Consider the following 17517-nt stretch of genomic DNA (forward strand, 5'->3'; position numbering starts at 1 on the left):
GAAGCTACTTGATCGCCCGCGCGAGGAAAGCCTGTGTGTCAGCCTCGCGCGGAGCGGTAAACAAGGTAGAGGGAGGGCCCTCTTCGATGATCTTGCCGTCCTTCAGAAAGCAGACCTTATCCGCGGCTTGTCTGGCAAACTCCATCTCATGTGTAGCAAGGATCATGGTCATCCCTTCGGCTTTGAGCTGCAAGAGCACGTCGAGAACCTCTCCCACCAATTGCGGGTCAAGCGCCGAGGTGATCTCATCAAACAGCATCACGTCAGGCCGCATCGCCAATGCGCGAACAATTGCGACCCGCTGCTGCTGACCGCCTGAAAGCTGATCTGGATAATTGCCCATCCGGTCAGCCAACCCGAACCGGACGAAGAGGCCCTCGATTTCCTGCCTGTCACTTTCGCTGTTCTGTCCCTTCACCAATCGTGGAGCGAGCAAAGCGTTTTCTAGCGCGGTCATGTGGGGAAAAAGATTGTAGCTTTGGAAGACCATGCCAATGCGGGACCGGACTGTCTGCGGATCAAGTCCGGGAACGGTGATATCTTCACCATCCAGTCGGATCTCACCGTCTTCGATGACTTCGAGCAAGTTGATGCACCGCAACAGTGTTGATTTGCCGCCTCCGGATGCGCCGATCAAGCAAACCATCTGCCCCTCTTCCACATCCAGATCGATCCCATCACAGACCGTCGCATCGCCAAACCGTTTCACAACGCCGCGCAGCGCTAGCTTTGCCATCAGCGGCGTTCCTTCCGTTGTTTGGCCATGAGGTAATCGGCATAACGCGTTGCTGGAATTGTCACGATCAGAAAGATGATGGCGGCCCCGACATAAGGCGTGAAATTCGCAAGCAAAGATTTGAACACGCCTGCTTGCCTGAAGATCTCCACCGGGCCGATGAAGCTGAGCAGCGAAACATCTTTTTGCAGGGCAATCAACATATTCATTTGTGCCGGAACAACATTCCGGATCGCTTGGGGCAGAACAACGTAGCGCGTGACCTGCCGCTCCGAAAGGCCCAGCGACAGGGCGGCCGATCTTTGACTGTGATGGACGGAATCAATGCCTGAGCGAAAAATCTCGGCCACGTAAGCGGCATAGGTCAGTATGAGCGCCAAAGAGCCCCAGATGTAGGGCGAATTCCAGGGGCGCGGCAGGCCAAGGCCGGGAATGCCGAAGCCGATCAGGTAGACGGTCAGGATCACGGGAATTCCGCGAAAAATATCCGTGAAAGCTGCACCAAAGATGCGCAACGGGAACAGAGCCGGCGATTTCGTGTCACGTGCGAGCGCGATCAACAGCCCGAGAATGGCAATGGCTGGCGCGGACCAAAGAAAGATCATCACGTTGATCTTGAAGGCATCCAGCAGCTTGGGAAACGTGTCGACAAACGTCTGCCCGTTAAAGAAACTGCGTTGTACCTTTTCCCAGCCGGGTGTCATCGGAACCAAAATGATGATTGCCGCGACGACGAGGGCCGTGCTGGTTGCAGCGATCAGCGTGGATCGCCTGCGCTGGGCCGCCTCATATTGTTGGCGGCGGGTCAAACCCGCCGCTTTCGGTGTTGTCATAAGGTGTCGTGCCTATTCGATCACGGGAACGCCGGTCGTGTCCTGAAGCCATTGCGCTTCGATGGCGGCCAGTTCGCCGCTCTCGGTCATGGCTGCAAGTGCCTCGTCAACGCAGGCCTTGATCGGGTTGCCTTCTTCCATCAGCAAGCCGAACTGATCAGGGTTATCGCTGGCGTCAGGCGCAAACTGCCCGATCACTGCTGAACCGGGGATCATCACCGCTGAGAGAAACAGCGCGGTCGGCAGGTCGAAGAGCGCCGCATCAATCTGGTTGGCTGTCATCGCGGCATTGACGTCAGCATTGTCGCCGTAGAGAAGCGGATCATCTTCGGGCTGGATAACCGATGCCAGTTTTGGCACCGCAGTTGTCGAACCTACAGCACCCCACTTCAGGCCACGCAATGCCTCTAGTGTTGGCTCGGTGTCGACAGCGCCTGGGCTAACGAGAACTGCCATCGGCGCAGTGTAGTAGGGGGCAGAGAAGTCGACGACCTGATCACGCTCGGCTGTGATCGAGTATTGCTGCATGTTGAAGTCAAAGTTTTTTGCACCCGGCTGGATCGCCTCATCGAAGGAAGACCGCACCCAGACGACGTCTTCTGCGGCAAAGCCCATTTCGGCGGCCAGTGCATAAGCAACTGCGGCCTCGAAACCTTCACCACTTTCTGGCGCGTCATTCATCACCCATGGATAGTAGGCCGGATTACCTGTCGCGATTGTCAGCTTGCCATCAACAAGTGTCTTGTCTGCCGCACAGTGGCCGCCAGCCATGGCTGCGGTCGAGGCGAATGCCAGCACCGCCGTCAGTGAAATAATCTTGGACATTGTTTTTACCTTCCCGTTGGAACACTAAAGAAGGATATGGCGGGGGCTGAAAAAGAGTCCAGCAAGATGTAATTGGGACATTGCAAGTTCGACCCGGGAATTTACCGCTGTGTGAGATCACGGCGGAAACTGCGCAATTCAGAGGCAGGGAATATGGAAAACGAAATCACAATCGCCGGGCGCCGGATTGGTCCCAGTCATCCGCCACTGGTGATCGCCGAAATAGGGATCAATCATAATGGTGACCTGGACGTTGCCAAAGCGATGGTCAAAGCCGCCGCCTTGTCAGGATGCGAGATGGTCAAACACCAGACGCATGTGATCGAAGATGAGATGACGGATGAAGCGAAGAAGATTTTTCCGCCCAACGCAGATGTATCTATCTGGGAGGTGATGGAGCAGTGCGCGCTGTCTGCCGATGATGAAAAGGCAATGAAGGATTACGCCGAGTCTTTAGGCCTGATCTGGATCTCTACGCCATTTTCACGGGCGGCCGCTGATCGGTTGGTCGGCTGGGATGTGCCTGCGTTCAAGATCGGCTCAGGCGAAGCCGACAATCTGCCGTTGATCCGGCACATCTCCAAACAGGGTAAGCCAGTGATCATGTCGACGGGTATGCAGTCTATCGAAAGTCTCGCAGCCTCTGTGGCAATTCTTGAAGATTCAGGGGTGCCTTACGCTCTGCTAGAGTGCACGAACCTCTATCCATCACCACCCGAAATCGTCTCACTGCGCGGAGTGACGGAACTGCAATCGGCCTTTCCGAATGCCGTTGTCGGGTTTTCTGATCACTCCATCGGTCCGGAAATGGCGCTTGCATCTGTGGCTTTGGGGGCGTCGATCCTGGAGCGTCACTTTACCGATACGCGCTACCGCAAGGGTCCGGATGTATCATGCTCCATGGACCCTAGCGAGCTGCGCCACATAATCGAACGGTCAAAAGAAATCTGGATTGCTGCGCGTAATCCCAAGGCGCGTTCGTCGGCAGAGGAAGATGTCTACCGCTTTGCGCGCGCCTCGATCGTGGCTGATAAAGACCTGCCCGCAGGTCACGTCATTGGTGAGGCTGACATCTGGGCCCGCCGCCCCGGCAATGGCCCTATTGCAGGATATGAGTTCGATCAGGTCTTGGGTCAGCGGCTTAAGCGGGATGTCCGCTTGAATGAGCAACTCAGCTGGGACGATCTTGAGAAATCCTGACGAATTTCGGTCCTCTGCCTGTCAGATGACTGTTTTGCGTGTATGACGGTGACCAAGAGCAACTGAAACGAGGGGCAGACTTGTCCAAATCCTTGTTATTCGTGACAGGTACGCGTGCCGACTACGGCAAGTTGGAGCCGCTGGCGCGCGCCGCGAAAGACGCGGGCTTTGCTGTCAGCTTCTTTGTGACCGGGATGCACATGATGGACCGCTACGGGATGACGAAGCTGGAGGTCCTGCGTTTCGGGGCACCGGTGCATGAATTCCTCAACCAGCGCGAGGGCGATCCACAGGATATCGTTTTGGCGAAAACAGTTGTCGGTTTTTCCGACTACATTGCGGAGGCGCAGCCTGATCTGGTGATTGTCCACGGAGATCGGGTGGAAGCGCTGGCATGTGCCTTGGTGTGCGCGACCAATTACATCCGTTGTGCACACGTCGAGGGGGGTGAAGTCTCTGGCACGATTGATGAGGTATTCCGGCACTGCAATTCAAAGCTGTCGTACGCACATTTCGTGTCGTCAGAGGACGCCGCGACGCGCTTGCGTGCCTTGGGGGAGGATGCAGGATCAATCCATGTCATTGGCTCTCCGGAGTTGGATTTTCATGCGCGGTCATCAGGCGTTCCACTGTCTGAGGTCAAATCGCGCTATGACATCCCGTTCGAAGACTTCGGCATTGTGATCTTTCACCCCGTGACCTCTGAGGCTTCAGACATGGGTCGTCAGGCAGAAATGCTTTTTGGCGCACTTCAGTCATCCGGGAAGCATTTTGTCACCATTCTTCCGAACAATGATCCCGGCTCCGAGGCGATCTTGCATGTCATCGAAGGGCTGCCCGCATCTCATTTCCGCGTGATCCCATCCATGCGGTTTGCACATTTCTCTGAATTGATGCGCAATGCGGCCTGTATTGTTGGGAATTCGTCGATGGGCGTGCGCGAAGCCCCTTTTCTCGGGGTTCCGTCGCTTGATGTCGGGACACGACAGACAAAGCGGGGCAAAAGCCCATCCATCACATCTGTTCTGGCGAGCGACAGACAGACGATCGAAGCCTTCATCGAAAGCGAATGGCTGAAAAGATACGAGCGTGATGCAGGTTTCGGCAAAGGTGACGCGGCGCAAGGGTTCGTAAGCGTCTTGCGTGAACCCTCATTCTGGCAAGGTGGAATGCAGAAGACATTTCAGGATGCCTAGGACGATGCCCCCATCGCCTTCCATTGGTTTGGGGGATTGGGTGGCAGTTCAAGGCTATCGTGCATTGACGACCACCTTGCGACCGCTGCTCCCGGCGTATCTCAAGCGACGTGTTGCACGCGGCAAGGACTCTTCTGATCGTTGGCGCGAGAAGCTTGCCGAACCGTCATCGACACGTCCAAGCGGCGCGCTTATCTGGTTGCACGCCGTCGGTCTTGGTGAGGTGATGGCACTCAGAAGCGTCATCGCGCATTTGTCCAAAACAACAGATGCATATTTTCTGGTGACGTCCACATCGCGCGGATCAGCCGAAGTCTTCACGCAAGAGCTGCCCAAGCGTACGCAGCACCAGCTATTGCCTCTCGATAGCCCAACCTTTGTAAAACGATTTCTCGATCATTGGCGGCCTGATCTCGTGATTTGGGCTGAACAAGAGATCTGGCCCGGATTTGTCTTTGAGGCGCATTCGCGCGGGTTGCCCCAAGTCTTGATCAACGCGCGGATGGACCGGAAGAGTTTCGAAAGCCGTAGGCGGGTAAAATGGCTGTTTCGAGCAGCACTTTCGCGCCTGCGGTTTGTATCGGCGCAAGATGAGGTGACAGCACGGCACCTCCGGCAGCTTGGTTCAATTGACGTCACAGTCGATGGATCTCTCAAACCCGCAGCGCCACCGTTGCCCTTTGACCAGGTTGAGTATGAAGCGGTTCGCGGTGAATTGAAGAAAGGTCGTTTCATCTGGGTGCTTGGATCAAGCCACCTGGCAGACGAAACAGTCGCATTGGCAGCGCACGAAGAGTTGCTCAAGACACAACCAGACGCAATTCTGGTGATCGTACCTCGGTTCCCTGATCGTGCGTCCGATGTAGCGGCTGCTGCCGCAGCTCTGGGCAATGCCGTTCACGTTGAAAACGGTTTCGGCAAACTGGGGCTTTGGTATCGATTGGCAGATGCTGTCATGATGGGTGGCACATTCAGCGATGTCGAAGGCCACAACCCTTGGGAACCGGCGCGATTGGGCCGGGGTGTCTTTCATGGACCCAAGTTCGCGAACTTTGCGCCCGACTATGCCGCCCTCCAGAAATGCGGTGGCGCGATGCAAGTATCGGAAGCCACTGAGCTTGCTGACCTCTTGGCCAGTCGCCAATTAGGCGTCATGGGGGCCAAAGCAGAGTCATGCGCCATGGAACGCGCCGCAGAACTGTTGCCGCTCTTTGCGCGCTTGGAAGGTCTGATCGATGAAACCGTTTGATCGCCCCAAAGTGGGCGCTTTTCTTTGGGTCTGGCGCGCTGTCTGGTTTCTTGGTTTACCCATCGTCCTTGCCTACCTCTGGTTTCGTGGGCGCAAAGACCCAGACTATTTTAAGAATGTCCGCGAAAGGTTCGGAGTTCATCAAGCGCGTCAGAACGTGCACATCTGGGTGCATGCGGTGAGCTTTGGTGAGTTGAAATCTGCAGAACCGCTTATCCGCAGCTTGCTCAATGACGGCAACTACATTGTCACAACACATATAACACCAGCCGGTCGCCGCGCCGCGCAACGGCTGTTTGCCGAGGAAGTGCAACGTGGTCAGCTTGTGCCGGTTTGGATGCCATTCGACTATCCGCGTGCCTATCGCAGGTTCTTTGATGCTTTCAGACCAAAATTCGGCTTGGTCATGGAGGTGGAAATCTGGCCGGGCATGATAGCGGCCTGTGCGGCGCAGTCGGTCCCGCTGTTTCTTTGCAACGGGCAGTACCCGACACGCAGTTTCGAAAAAGATGCCGGAAAGATCATCTCGCGGCGTGATCTAGTGTCTGGCTTTGCAGGAGTGATGGTCAAGAACACGATGCAGGCCGACCGATTTCGATCACTGGGCCAATCGAATGTTGCTGTTACCGGCGAAATGCGCTTCGAAATGCCGATCAATGAAGATCAAGTTGGTGCGGCCCTGACTTTGCGCGGGCCACTGGACGCCCGCCCCATCGTTGCATTCACCAGCGTTGTTGAGGGCGAAGACAAGACGTTTATTGCTGCAATCAAAGAGTCCGGTGTGCGCGCCATCTATGTGCCGCGTGCGCCGGAGCGTTTTGGCGAGACTGCCCAAATGCTTGAAGCGGCGGGTCTGAACTTCATCAGGCGTTCTGAAACACTGGATGCTGACCTTACCCCGATCGGAGCAATGCCGACAGATTGGGATGTGCTTCTGGGTGACAGTATGGGCGAGATGTACTTCTATCTCGCGCTATGCGACATGGCAGTGATCGGTGGCGGGTTTGTTCCTAAAGGATCGCATAACATCATCGAACCCTTGGCTTTGTCCAAACCTGTCATCGTCGGACCGGAAATCTGGACAATTACCTACCCCGCCGAAGAGGCGCTCGACGCGAAGGTCGCCAGACAGGTCAGCGCGTCGAACTTGCCTGCTGCCCTGACAGAGCCCCTGCCACAGGGGGATATCTCGGCGTTTCTGGCGTCCCACGGTGGGAGCGTGGCCAAGACCCTTGCTGCGCTAAGGGCATTTGGCATCAGCGTTTAACCAGCAGCTTGTCAGCTTGATTGCCGATGCTTCAGCAGGGCTTCGACAACAGTCCAGTCAAACTCGCTGTCGATATCAAGGGATCGCTCTGGCGGCATGATGTAGGGAATCACTCTGCCGTCATAAAGGCTCGTGGCTGTGCGCAGATAAGACGGTGACACAACATAGACGCCGCCCACGTGTTCGTAGACAATAGGAGCCTGTTGGCGCGCCACCACCCCGTCAGGGAGCGGTTTCGAGACGTGCAATGCCCCGGTTTCGTCGGGCTCTACCAAATTGAAATAAGGGTTCTTCCGCGCCTCTGTGCATGACATCACCATGTCCGGATGCTCTGCGAAGAAGAGATCCAGCGCGCGATCAACATCTGCAGGTTCGCGCAGAGGACAGGTCACATCGAGATCAACGAACGCGGTCTGGGCCTCGCCAAGTAGCTCGGCCGATGCCTCGTGGGCATGTTGCCAGACCGGCCATTTGGCAGCGCGGTCGGTCGCCAGATGGTCCGGGCGCAATCCGATTGGCAAGGTTCCTTTGGCGATTGCGTGATCGTACATTTCCTGATCGTCGGTTGAGACGACGACTGCATCGATGCGGGGATGGGCCAGCAAAATATCGAGAGACCAGTCAAGAAGCGGGCGCCCCAGCAGTGATCGGAAGTTCTTGCGCGGCACACCTTTAGAGCCTTTTCGCACGCCGATATGTCCCAAGATCATCTCTTACTCCTGTTCAGGCCCCATGACTGGCTAGAGCAGGTCTTACATGGTTCAAAGCTGGGTCGCCATCCTGCTTTCCAAGGTGCCGGTTACTCCGCTGCGAGCCTGAGCGCAGGTTCCGGTGGCGCTTCCCGCATTTCAAGTGCCTTGCGACGCGGCGCGTAGAGCAATCGAAACATCGGTGGCGTAAAGTAGAAAGACACAACCGCTGACAAAAGCACCCCTCCTGCGATGGCGACCGCGAAGGGCGGCCAGAAACCTCCACCACCCAAGATAAGAGGCAGGAACCCACCAAACGTCGTGATCGTGGTCGAGACGATGTGACGGCTTGACCGGCTGACGACATCGGCCATGGCCTGTGTGTCGCCCGCCACGGCGTCAGGGTCCGCTTTAAGGCCAGTCAGGATAATGATTGCGGCATTGATCGACACACCGATTGATCCAATAACACCAATGATTGCGTTGATCCCGAAAGGAAACTGCATCACCGCAAGCGACAACATCGACAGTCCGGCAGACAGCACGCAGACCACAAGCGCAATGGCAGTCAGGCGGAATGAATTGAAGGTAAGCGCAATCGTGGCAATCGTTAGTGTTACGATCAGCCCGATTGATGCGAGTAGATTGCCGACGGTGCTTGACCTTGCATCGCTATCGCCACCCAATTCGATCCGGTATCCCGGTGGCAAAGTGAACTCAGCGCTTTCGAACGCGGCAAGCACGGATTGCAGTGCCTCTTCAGGCAGAACGTCTGGCACGATGAAGGCCTGTACCGTGTTCACACGCTCACCGTTTCGCCTGTTGATGACACTTGCCGATGGCTCAAGGACCGGCACAGCCAGCTCAGAGAGTGGTACCGCCGGGAATGCACCGGTAGCCGAGACCATTGCGGCATTGGGCAGCAGAACAGGTAGATCGGAAAGCGATGCTAGATCGGTGTAGGCAGATTGATCGAACCGGACTCTGACAGGAAGTTGGTCGGTGCCTTCAACAAGACTGCCGCCGATCAGCCCGACCATGGCATGATCAAGCTGTTGGGCGATATCAGTGACATCCATCCCCAAGAGTCTGGCCGCTGTTTCATCGATTTCGAAGCGCACCTGTGGAGCACCACCTGAAACCTGTGTCCGGACTTGCGTGACAATCGGAACGTCGGCAATCAGTGATCGTGCACGATCACCATAGTCGCGCAGCACGTCGAGATCTGGTCCGACAAGCCGCACTTCGACGGGGGCTGCGACAGGCGGCCCCTGCACAAGCGCCCTGACAATGATGCTTGCTTGGGGATATTTCGCGTCAAACGTCGCTTGGAGCGTCTCTGTCAAGGCAGCAGCGTCCTCGGCTGTTCGGGTCTTCACCATTGCAACGGCGTAAGACGGATCTTCCGAACGGCCACCGGTAATATTGTAGTAAAAGGCTGGTCCTGATTGCCCGACCGACCAGTAGACCTGATCAATACCGTCCAATGCCGCGAGGTCTGCGTCCATCGCACGGGCCAACGCGGATGTTTCAAGGATTGAAGAGCCTGCTGGCATCTCGACCTCGATGTAAAACTGGTCGCGTTCTACACCCGGGAAAAACTGCGCCTTTAGTGTCGGGAAGGCGAGGAATCCGGTCAATGGGAGAACAAGTGCCAAGGCAATAGACCGCAAGGGATTGTTGACAGACCATTGGATGGATCTGGCGAAAAGACGGCCGACAGCGGGAATATGCAGACCGCCTTGTCCCTGCGGATGAATAAACCAGCCTGCAAAAGCAGGGGTCACTGTCAGTGCTATCAGCAAAGACCAGATCAGCATCACAACCACTGCTATCGCGATCGCACCGACGAAATCGCCCGCGGCCCCCGGCAGCAATATCATCGGAGTGAACGACAATGCGGTTGTAACGGTCGAAGCCAGAAGGGGTGCGGCAAGTCTTTTGACTGCATCGCTCACAGCGTCCTCGCGCTGCATACCGCGCGCAAGCCTTTGGCGGACTTCATCGACCATCACGATTGCCGCGTCGACCAACAAACCCAGAGCAACGATCAATCCTGTCACCGACATCTGGTGGATCGGCAGACCAATCATGTTCATCGTTGCCAGTGTCGCAAGCGAGACAACCGGCAGGACCAGTGCGACGATTGCGGCAGCGCGTAATCCCAAAGTGACGAGCAGGACAAGCACGACCAAACCGACACCGATTGCCATGTTGGTCCCAACCTCGGTGAGGCGTTCAGCAGTGTAGGTGCTTTGGTCAAAAAGCAGGACTTCGCTCAGGCCTTGCGGCACTGTCACTGCGCCCGCCTGCAATTCGTCGCGCACAAACCCCATCCAGCGATCAATCTGCACGCCGTCTTGTGCCAAGACGGCAACCAGAACAGCCGGGCGTCCGTTTGCATATGCAAGTTCATCGCTCGGTGCCCGCGGCCCGCGTTCGACCGTCGCGATGTCACCGACCGTAACCGTGGCGCTTTGATCTTCTTCGCGCAGGATGATCTGCGCCACCCGTTCGAGCGACGTGATCTCGCCAGAGATATTGATGGTGAGGTCAGATGTTTGCCCGCTCAGTTCACCTGCCTGAACCTTGCCATCGGCAGATGCAATTCGTTGCGCGATTTCGGCGACGCTCAGACCGAGTGACGCGGCAGCAGCCGGATTGATTTCGACTGTTATTTCTTCTTCGGGTACGCCGAACAGATCAACAGCCCTTGTCTGGGGAATAGATCGCAGACGATCAGCAAGTGTATCAGCATGGGCATCCAAAAGCGTGAGAGGCACAGCGTCATGATCTGCAGAAACAGCGATAACGGCTGAATACGCCGAAATCCCTTCGGCATTGAAATCCGGTGGCTGCACACCTTCCGGGAATGCGCGCCTTGCATCTTCGATGGCATCGCGGGCTTCTGACCAGACTTGCTCGATTGTAACCTCATCAAGCGTCTCAATGAGTTCGATTGAGACGACAGACACGCCTGTCCGCGAAACCGACGAGATCGTGTCGACCTCGGCGATCTCGCGCAGTTCCTCTTCAATCTCACTTGTGACCAATGCCTCGACCCTCGCGGGGTCTGCGCCAGCGAAGCTCGTCGTGACTGTTGCAAAAAGATTGGTAATGGTTGGATCTTCTTGCCGGCCAATCGACAAAAATGATGAAAATCCGGCAGAGATCAGAACAAGGAGAATGAGCGCGACCAGACGTGGCTGGCGGTATGTGAGGCCAAACATCGGATTATCCCTGTGACTGGAGGACGCGGACGCGTTGACCCGGCACGACACGGTGTGCTCCGGTTTCTATAAGCAAGGCATCCGCTGCAAAGGTGCCGCGAACGAATGCGCGAGAAGGCTCGGTATGCAGGACTTCGACAAGAGCGTGTCTGACGATCTCGTCGTCAACAGTCAGGATCGACCATGCACCACCCTGGCCCTCCTGCAGAGCATCAAGCGGCACCCATGTGCCAGTTGCAGCGACAGCCTGATCAAGGATCAGTGTTGCCGTCTCGCCAACTACAATCGGTTGATCAGTCTGCAGAGCGAAGATCGCCGTGCGCGTGCGCGTCACCGGATCAATGTCGGGCCGAATTTGGAGCAACTCTGCGACGAATTCATCACCTCTGATACGGACCGTTGCGCTTTGCAGCATCTGCTCTGTGACCGACAGCGGCAGACCCACCCGAATTTCAGGTGCGTCTGTCTGGACCAACGTCAGAACAGGTGAGCCGGCAGCGAGCGCCTCCTGACCATCAACATTGGTGAGGCCGATACGTCCGTCGAAGGCGGCCGTGATCTCGGATTTCTCCAGATTGATCTGAACGGAATGAAGGGCCGCCGCTATTTCATCTAATCTCGCGATAAGTTCGTCACGGTTTGCGCGGGCCTGATCGACAGCTTCAGTGCTGGCAAATCCGTCTGACTGTAGCGCCACGGCGCGTGTCAGACGGCTTTCGGCAAAATCTGCTTGCGCCCGTGTCGCAGCTTGCGACGCCTCCAGCCGTTGCTGTTCTGCCTCTAGCAAGGCTGTGTCGAGCCGCGCGAGAACATCGCCCTCAAACACACGCTGTCCCTCCACGACAAGTATCGCCTCAAGTTGACCGCTGCGTTCAAATGACAATGTGACGTTTTTGGAGGCTTCAACTTGTCCAACAAACTGCCGAGATAGCGTAAAGCCACGCCGCATTTCGATCGGCCGCACCTGAACGGGCAATGGTTCGGCAATGGATGTGATTGTGTCGGCTTCAGCGCGTTGGGCCAACGTGTTTGACCCCCAGAGCACCAGACCCATCGCGATTGCTGTGACAAAGAGGGTAGCACCAGCCCGAAGAAAAGCGCGGAGGCCGCGGCGGAATAGATTAAAGGACTGTTCGTCAGACATGGAGGACTCCCTAAATGTTAGAGACTCTAACATATGTTAGTACCTCTTACTTTGACAAGTCTTACGAAGTCTGAAACTTATCGGATCATGAATAACCGCGAAGAAAACACCAAATCCGGGCGCTACCACCACGGTGACTTGCGTGCGCAATTGATTGAGGCGACCCGCCAACTGGTAGAGCAAAAGGGCCCCGAACATCTCTCTGTCTCTGAAGCAAGCCGGCTTGCGGGTGTCTCGACTGCAGCACCCTACAAGCACTTCAAGGACAAGGATGCGCTGCTGCGTGCAGTGGCTGATGCAGGAATGGTGCGCCAGAAAAACCAGATGATTGAGGCACTTGCCCCGCTGCCACGGCAGAGCCTCGCACGCATTACGGCACTCGGTCGGGTTTACGTGACCTTCGCACAGCGCGAGCCTGCGGTTTTTCGATTGATGTTCGGGCTCTCCTCAGACCATGGACAGGATGATGCGCTGGTCGAAAAGGGCGAGGCGACTTACGATTTGGTCAAATCCGAAGTTGCGGCTTACCGGGGGAGTGAGATCGTCGAAGATATTGACGAAAAACGCGCATTCCAGCTCTGGAGCTTTGTTCACGGAATGTCGTTTCTCCTGATCGATGGTAAGCTAGGCGAACTTGAGTTGTCGTTCGATCTTGATGCGATGCTGAATGATATTGGCCAGCGGGTCATGACGCACTGAAGGATCCGAATGGCGACCCCGGCAGGGTGTCCAGCCTTCTTGAAATTGAACGACAATCCCGAAGGTTTGCGGGAGCCAGGCATGTCTTGGTTCGCTAGCCGATACCCTAACGGGGCACCTGCTACTTTCTTAGTGGCGATGCTGAGCACTGTCATAGACAGCTTTGAGCACCGCATCCCGCACCATCGCCCATGCCTCCGCATTACCGAGCAGTTTTGCCAAGACTTCAGGGTTTCGCTCATTCCTTGCAAACGCCTTGTCCATCACGGCATCAGCATTGGCCATAGTAAAGTTCTCATAGCTATTAGAGCGTGCCTGGGCGACGACCGAGGCATCAGCCATCATATCAGCGGCCCACTGATCCACAGCCAGCTTGTCTGCATCCGTGAAGTCAAAATTGAAGCGGTCATTTACCTGGCCAAGAATTTCGGACAAATGCGCTACTTCTGGGTCACCCGCCGTGCTGGTCCCGACGCTCGTCGTTCCTGACAAAGGCACCGCGTCACCCTGAACCAGTGACGCATCTCCTTCGCTGGTCTTCTTTAGGCGATAGTATTCCAAGCCAACATCGCCATCGATTGCAAGGGCACCACCGCCCTCCCTCCTTGGCAAACGGGCTCTCAACAGACGACCGAATGTATAAAGCTTCTCCAGTTCGATGTCTTCGAGCCGAACCATCTGCGTAATAGCAGCGTAGAGCCTCAGGAATTGCGTTAGGGTCTTTCTGAAGGTCTCTTGCTCATCTTCATCCAACTTGGCGCTGAAGCGTTCCACAGCCGGGTCTGTGGCGGCGTAGAGCTTGCCCTGGTCACTCGGCCTCCGCTTGGGATCGTAGAATGCCTGTGCGAAGGCATCGAGTTCCTGCGCCCAAAACACCTGCGTGTTTACCAGCGTAGAATGCAGAACATAAATCTGGTTGGGATCGGTTGGTTCATCAATCTCGGCAGTCTCGAAATACGGCTTGAAGGCTTCCTTGATCTCGTCCGCTTCGTTTACGAAGTCGAGGACGAAGGTGTCGTCCTTCCCTGATGTTGTCCGGTTGAGGCGGGAAAGCGTCTGAACCGCTGCCAGGTCTTGCAGCCTTTTGTCCACATACATCGTATGCAGAAGCGGCTGATCGAAGCCCGTCTGATACTTCTCTGCGACGATCAGGAAGTGCTGATCTGCTTTACCAAACTTCTCTGGCAATTCGGTTTCTTTGATCCCGTTCATACCTGGTTCTGTATACTCCTGCCCGGGAATATCTGGGTCCGGCACAGAGCCTGAGAATGCGACGAGGACTCCAAGATCATACCCTTTCGCGTTGATGTATTTCTGGAACGCCTGGTGGTAGCGGACAGCATGAAGGCGGCTGGATGTCACAACCATCGCTTTGGCACGTCCGCCCAACCTGTGACGGACATGGGTGCGGTAGTGTTCCACCATCACCTCAGTCTTCTGTGCAAGGTTATGCGGGTGCAATGACATGAACCGGGCGATGGCCTTCTGAGCCTTCTTCTTTTCTAGCTCCGGATCGTCTTCAATGGTCTTCTCAAGGCGGTAGAACGCCTTGTAGGTCGTGTAGCCCTTCAGCACATCATGTATAAAACCTTCCTCGATAGCTTGACGCATCGAGTAAATGTGGAATGGGGCTGGTTCGTTCGCTCCCGGAGGATAGTGGCCGAACGTCTCGACCGTCCGCTTTTTGGGCGTGGCCGTGAAGGCGAAGAAGCTGAGGTTGGGCTGCCTACCCTTCTGCCGTATCGCGTTGACGATCAGCGGGTCCACATCGCCGTCGGCCAGTTCAACAGCTTCCTTGCCCTCTGACCCAAGCACCTTGCGCACATCTTCTGCGGCGCTGCCGTGCTGACTGCCGTGGGCTTCGTCCACAATCACAGCAAAGCGTTTGCCAGATTGGTCGAGCACATCGTGAGCATCACTGCCATAAACGGCGGAGAAGCTCTGGAGGGTGCAGACGATGATCTGCTTTCCCTCGTTCAGCGCCTTGGCAAGCTGGGGTGATTTCGATCCCTTTGCTGGATCGATCCGTTCCACCTGGCCGGACTTGTGGTCGATGCCGAACACCGTCTCCTGCAATTGGGCGTCCAGCACACGGCGGTCGGTGATCACGATCACACTGTCAAAGACCCGTTTGTCCTGAGCGTCGTGCAGGCCCGCCAGACGGTGCGACAGCCACGCGATGGAGTTGGACTTCCCCGAACCCGCCGAATGCTGGATCAGGTAGTTCTGGCCCGCCCCTTGCGCCCGTGCGTCGGCGATTAGTGCAGTTACTGCATCAAGCTGGTGATAGCGGGGGAAGATCATCGTCTCTTTGACCTTCAGCTTGCCCTTGTCGTCCTTCTCTTCCTTTCGGTCGAGGAACATGAACCGCTGAATGATGTCGAGCCACCGATCTTTGGCCCAGACATCCTCCCACAGATAGGCGGTGCGGTGGCCGGAGGGGTGATCGGGGTTGCCCGCCCCACCATCGCGACCACGGTTGAACGGCAGGAAGAAAGTGGCCTTGCCTGCCAGTTTGGTCGTCATGAACACGTCTGATGCATCCACGGCGAAATGCACCAGGGCACCGGACTTGAAGGCCAGCACGGCATCCTTCGGAGATCGGTCGAACTTGTACTGCTTCACCGCGTTCTCGACGGTCTGTCCCGTGAAACTGTTCTTCAACTCCGCCGTGGCAACGGGGATGCCGTTGAGGGACAGCACGAGGTCCAGACGGTCGGCGGTGTCACGAGTGGACTGGTGCACTTCATCAGTTACTTCGAGGATGTTGGCGGCGTAGCGTGCGGCGGTGTCTGGATTCAGGCCGGTGTTGGGCTGGAAGTAAGCCAGCTTGACCTGGCCCACGGTCACATCGCGGAAGCCCTGGCGGAGCAGATGCAGCGTTCCGTCCTTGGCCTTGGTCTCCATGATCCGTTCGAGGACACGGGCCTCGACCTTGGGGCCATAGGCGCGTTGCAGGGCGTCCCAGGTGTCGGGCTGGGTGGCCTGGATGAACTGGAAGATCGAGGGCGGGAAGAGACCGCGTTCGGCGTTGAAGGTGGTGCGGTCGCCTTCAGTGTAGCCTCCTTTCGCGCAGAGGCTGGCCTTGATGATGTCCTGGAATGTGCGTTCGGTATGGATGTTCATGCCGCGTCCTCCGGCTGAGTGTCGGGGATCATCTCGGCGACGGGGATTTGCCCTGTGACGGCTGCGGAGATCAGGGCGGAGCGGCGTTCCTTTGAAGCTGTGATCATCTTCTCTACACGCCCGATGGCCGAAGCGAACTCCTGAAGCTGAGAGTTTAGTTCGGTCATCAGATCGACTTGCTCTGCCAACGGTGGCAGGCACAAGACCATGTTTCCTAAAGTCTCCGAGTTTACACCGCTCAGAATAGCACCACGTGCGTTCAATCGGGTCTGAACCTCGGACATAGTGCTCTGTGTCAGCGCCAGTCTCACAAACGCTGTCGCTGCAATGGTTTCATCAAGACGCACTCTTATTGTGTCAGAGTCGATGATGGCACGACCCATCATCGGCGGGACTACGCTGCATTTTCCGATGCTGCCCTTTCGGGTGAATAAGATATCACCTTCAACAACCCAATATCGCGGCACTCCTTCATACTGATCATCGTTGATCCAGCGGTCGCCTTTCGCAAAATCGTTGGAGAGGACGTTCTCCTGACCGATAAGTTTTGTCGTCGAAGCATCGACGGTATGTTCTCTAAGGAATTGTCCGAAAGGTCCAATTTGCACACCCTTTGGGACGACGATGTGCTTGAGCCGCTTCACCTCCCAATGAGCCGGAACCTCGCCGAGCCAGTCGATGCCGCTGTCTTTCATCGGGGCGTCGGGGTTGAGGCCCTTGGTGACGGCCTCGGAGATGACGGCCTGACGCTTCTCGGTCAGCAGCGCGATGAGCCGCTCCAACCGTTCCACCAACGCATCAATCCGCCCCGTCTCCCGATCCAGATATGCCGAGATAATCCCTGCATCTTTCGATGGTGGAACGGGCAGAGATAGACTGGCAAAGTCCTCGAACTTGATCGCCTTACCTTGCCGGATGCCAGACGCGACCGAGTTCACGGCGCTTATGAAAGGAACCGACTTAAAGAACCAGCGGTAGAACTCGTTCAGGTCAGGACGCAATGGGTGAAGAGTTGTGTAAGCGGGGCTTAGGATTCCGGTTATTCGACTGATCTCGAACCCTCCTTGGAAAGAACGCAGGCTGATCACAAACTGACCTGGCTCAATACGTTTGTAATTCGAAGTGTCTGACTCTGGGTTCCAGACCTGAATATCCAAATCATCTCTTGCAACGATGCCCCGTTCCTGTGTGGCCGAAGCCAACGGTTCATCACCATGAGACCGAACAACGACTTCTTTGAACAGTCTTCGGGCATTGAGGTTTTGCCAGCCATTTGGACCGCCGACAGTTGCCCAAGGGAATGCGGGTGATACTGCGTTCATC

At 56.3% G+C, this 17517-nt stretch carries 13 protein-coding genes; 5 read left to right on the forward strand and 8 right to left on the reverse strand.

Features of this window, described 5'->3' with window-relative positions; genetic code table 11:
* Positions 1-4: 4 nt before the first annotated feature.
* The 3 genes from BM316_RS12100 to BM316_RS12110 are packed head-to-tail and all read right to left on the reverse strand — an operon-like array spanning position 5 to position 2394.
* Entirely contained in the window at positions 5-736 is a 732-nt protein-coding gene (locus tag BM316_RS12100) for an amino acid ABC transporter ATP-binding protein (protein WP_090208837.1), read from the reverse strand.
* Positions 736-1569: an amino acid ABC transporter permease gene (locus tag BM316_RS12105; RefSeq protein WP_090208840.1), complete on the reverse strand. Its 834-nt coding sequence runs from the start codon at positions 1567-1569 to the stop codon at positions 736-738. The genes BM316_RS12100 and BM316_RS12105 overlap by 1 nt, the downstream gene beginning before the upstream one ends.
* Before the next feature lie 12 nt (positions 1570-1581).
* Positions 1582-2394, reverse strand: a complete 813-nt coding sequence (locus tag BM316_RS12110; protein ID WP_090208843.1) for an ABC transporter substrate-binding protein — start codon at positions 2392-2394, stop codon at positions 1582-1584.
* Between the two features lie 153 nt (positions 2395-2547).
* Here BM316_RS12110 and BM316_RS12115 point away from each other — a divergent pair, with 153 nt between their 5' ends.
* From BM316_RS12115 to BM316_RS12130, 4 genes are all read left to right on the forward strand, one after another.
* The gene (locus BM316_RS12115; RefSeq protein ID WP_207493693.1) at positions 2548-3594 is read left to right on the forward strand and encodes an N-acetylneuraminate synthase family protein; all 1047 of its coding nucleotides are present in this window, start codon (positions 2548-2550) and stop codon (positions 3592-3594) included.
* 101 nt (positions 3595-3695) lie between these two features.
* Positions 3696-4790, forward strand: a complete 1095-nt coding sequence (gene neuC / locus BM316_RS12120) for a UDP-N-acetylglucosamine 2-epimerase (RefSeq protein WP_242649891.1) — start codon at positions 3696-3698, stop codon at positions 4788-4790.
* Positions 4791-4866: 76 nt separating this feature from the next.
* A complete protein-coding gene (locus BM316_RS12125) occupies positions 4867-6039 on the forward strand; it encodes a 3-deoxy-D-manno-octulosonic acid transferase (RefSeq protein WP_165606586.1) in 1173 nt (390 codons plus the stop codon).
* Positions 6026-7306 (forward strand): 3-deoxy-D-manno-octulosonic acid transferase, encoded by a 1281-nt coding sequence (locus BM316_RS12130; RefSeq protein WP_090208848.1) that lies wholly within the window; start codon positions 6026-6028, stop codon positions 7304-7306. The genes BM316_RS12125 and BM316_RS12130 overlap by 14 nt, the downstream gene beginning before the upstream one ends.
* 11 nt (positions 7307-7317) lie before the next feature.
* Here the strand turns inward: BM316_RS12130 and BM316_RS12135 are convergent, their stop codons facing one another.
* The 3 genes from BM316_RS12135 to BM316_RS12145 all read right to left on the reverse strand — a co-directional run bounded on the left by BM316_RS12135 (position 7318) and on the right by BM316_RS12145 (position 12369).
* Positions 7318-8016, reverse strand: coding sequence for an acylneuraminate cytidylyltransferase family protein (locus BM316_RS12135; RefSeq protein WP_090208851.1), 699 nt, complete (start codon positions 8014-8016; stop codon positions 7318-7320).
* An 89-nt stretch (positions 8017-8105) separates the two neighbouring features.
* The gene (locus tag BM316_RS12140; protein WP_090208853.1) at positions 8106-11225 is read right to left on the reverse strand and encodes an efflux RND transporter permease subunit; all 3120 of its coding nucleotides are present in this window, start codon (positions 11223-11225) and stop codon (positions 8106-8108) included.
* Between the two features lie 4 nt (positions 11226-11229).
* Positions 11230-12369 carry an efflux RND transporter periplasmic adaptor subunit gene (locus tag BM316_RS12145; protein ID WP_090208856.1) on the reverse strand — a complete coding sequence of 380 codons (1140 nt, stop codon included), beginning with the start codon at positions 12367-12369 and terminating at the stop codon, positions 11230-11232.
* An 87-nt stretch (positions 12370-12456) separates the two neighbouring features.
* Between BM316_RS12145 and BM316_RS12150 the strand changes: the two genes are divergently transcribed.
* Positions 12457-13068 carry a TetR/AcrR family transcriptional regulator gene (locus BM316_RS12150; RefSeq protein WP_242649892.1) on the forward strand — a complete coding sequence of 204 codons (612 nt, stop codon included), beginning with the start codon at positions 12457-12459 and terminating at the stop codon, positions 13066-13068.
* 129 nt (positions 13069-13197) lie between these two features.
* On the opposite strand, the gene BM316_RS12155 is transcribed toward BM316_RS12150, so the two are convergent.
* Together BM316_RS12155 and BM316_RS12160 are read right to left on the reverse strand one after the other, a co-directional pair.
* Complete coding sequence (locus tag BM316_RS12155; protein ID WP_090208862.1) at positions 13198-16194, reverse strand: type I restriction endonuclease subunit R; 2997 nt, start codon at positions 16192-16194, stop codon at positions 13198-13200.
* Complete coding sequence (locus tag BM316_RS12160) at positions 16191-17516, reverse strand: restriction endonuclease subunit S domain-containing protein (protein WP_090208864.1); 1326 nt, start codon at positions 17514-17516, stop codon at positions 16191-16193. The genes BM316_RS12155 and BM316_RS12160 overlap by 4 nt, the downstream gene beginning before the upstream one ends.
* Between the last annotated feature and the right edge of the window lies 1 nt (position 17517).

It is taken from the genome of Yoonia litorea, from assembly GCF_900114675.1.
Lineage (GTDB): Bacteria > Pseudomonadota > Alphaproteobacteria > Rhodobacterales > Rhodobacteraceae > Yoonia > Yoonia litorea.

Excerpts from the sequence above, each read along its gene's own strand:
- BM316_RS12100 (WP_090208837.1), bottom strand. The coding sequence starts at position 736 with ATGGCAAAGCTAGCGCTGCGCGGCGTTGTGAAACGGTTTGGCGATGCG.
- BM316_RS12105 (WP_090208840.1), bottom strand. The coding sequence starts at position 1,569 with ATGACAACACCGAAAGCGGCGGGTTTGACCCGCCGCCAACAATATGAG.
- BM316_RS12110 (WP_090208843.1), bottom strand. The coding sequence starts at position 2,394 with ATGTCCAAGATTATTTCACTGACGGCGGTGCTGGCATTCGCCTCGACC.
- BM316_RS12115 (WP_207493693.1), top strand. The coding sequence starts at position 2,548 with ATGGAAAACGAAATCACAATCGCCGGGCGCCGGATTGGTCCCAGTCAT.
- BM316_RS12130 (WP_090208848.1), top strand. The coding sequence starts at position 6,026 with ATGAAACCGTTTGATCGCCCCAAAGTGGGCGCTTTTCTTTGGGTCTGG.
- BM316_RS12135 (WP_090208851.1), bottom strand. The coding sequence starts at position 8,016 with ATGATCTTGGGACATATCGGCGTGCGAAAAGGCTCTAAAGGTGTGCCG.
- BM316_RS12140 (WP_090208853.1), bottom strand. The coding sequence starts at position 11,225 with ATGTTTGGCCTCACATACCGCCAGCCACGTCTGGTCGCGCTCATTCTC.
- BM316_RS12145 (WP_090208856.1), bottom strand. The coding sequence starts at position 12,369 with ATGTCTGACGAACAGTCCTTTAATCTATTCCGCCGCGGCCTCCGCGCT.
- BM316_RS12150 (WP_242649892.1), top strand. The coding sequence starts at position 12,457 with ATGAATAACCGCGAAGAAAACACCAAATCCGGGCGCTACCACCACGGT.
- BM316_RS12155 (WP_090208862.1), bottom strand. The coding sequence starts at position 16,194 with ATGAACATCCATACCGAACGCACATTCCAGGACATCATCAAGGCCAGC.
- BM316_RS12160 (WP_090208864.1), bottom strand. The coding sequence starts at position 17,516 with ATGAACGCAGTATCACCCGCATTCCCTTGGGCAACTGTCGGCGGTCCA.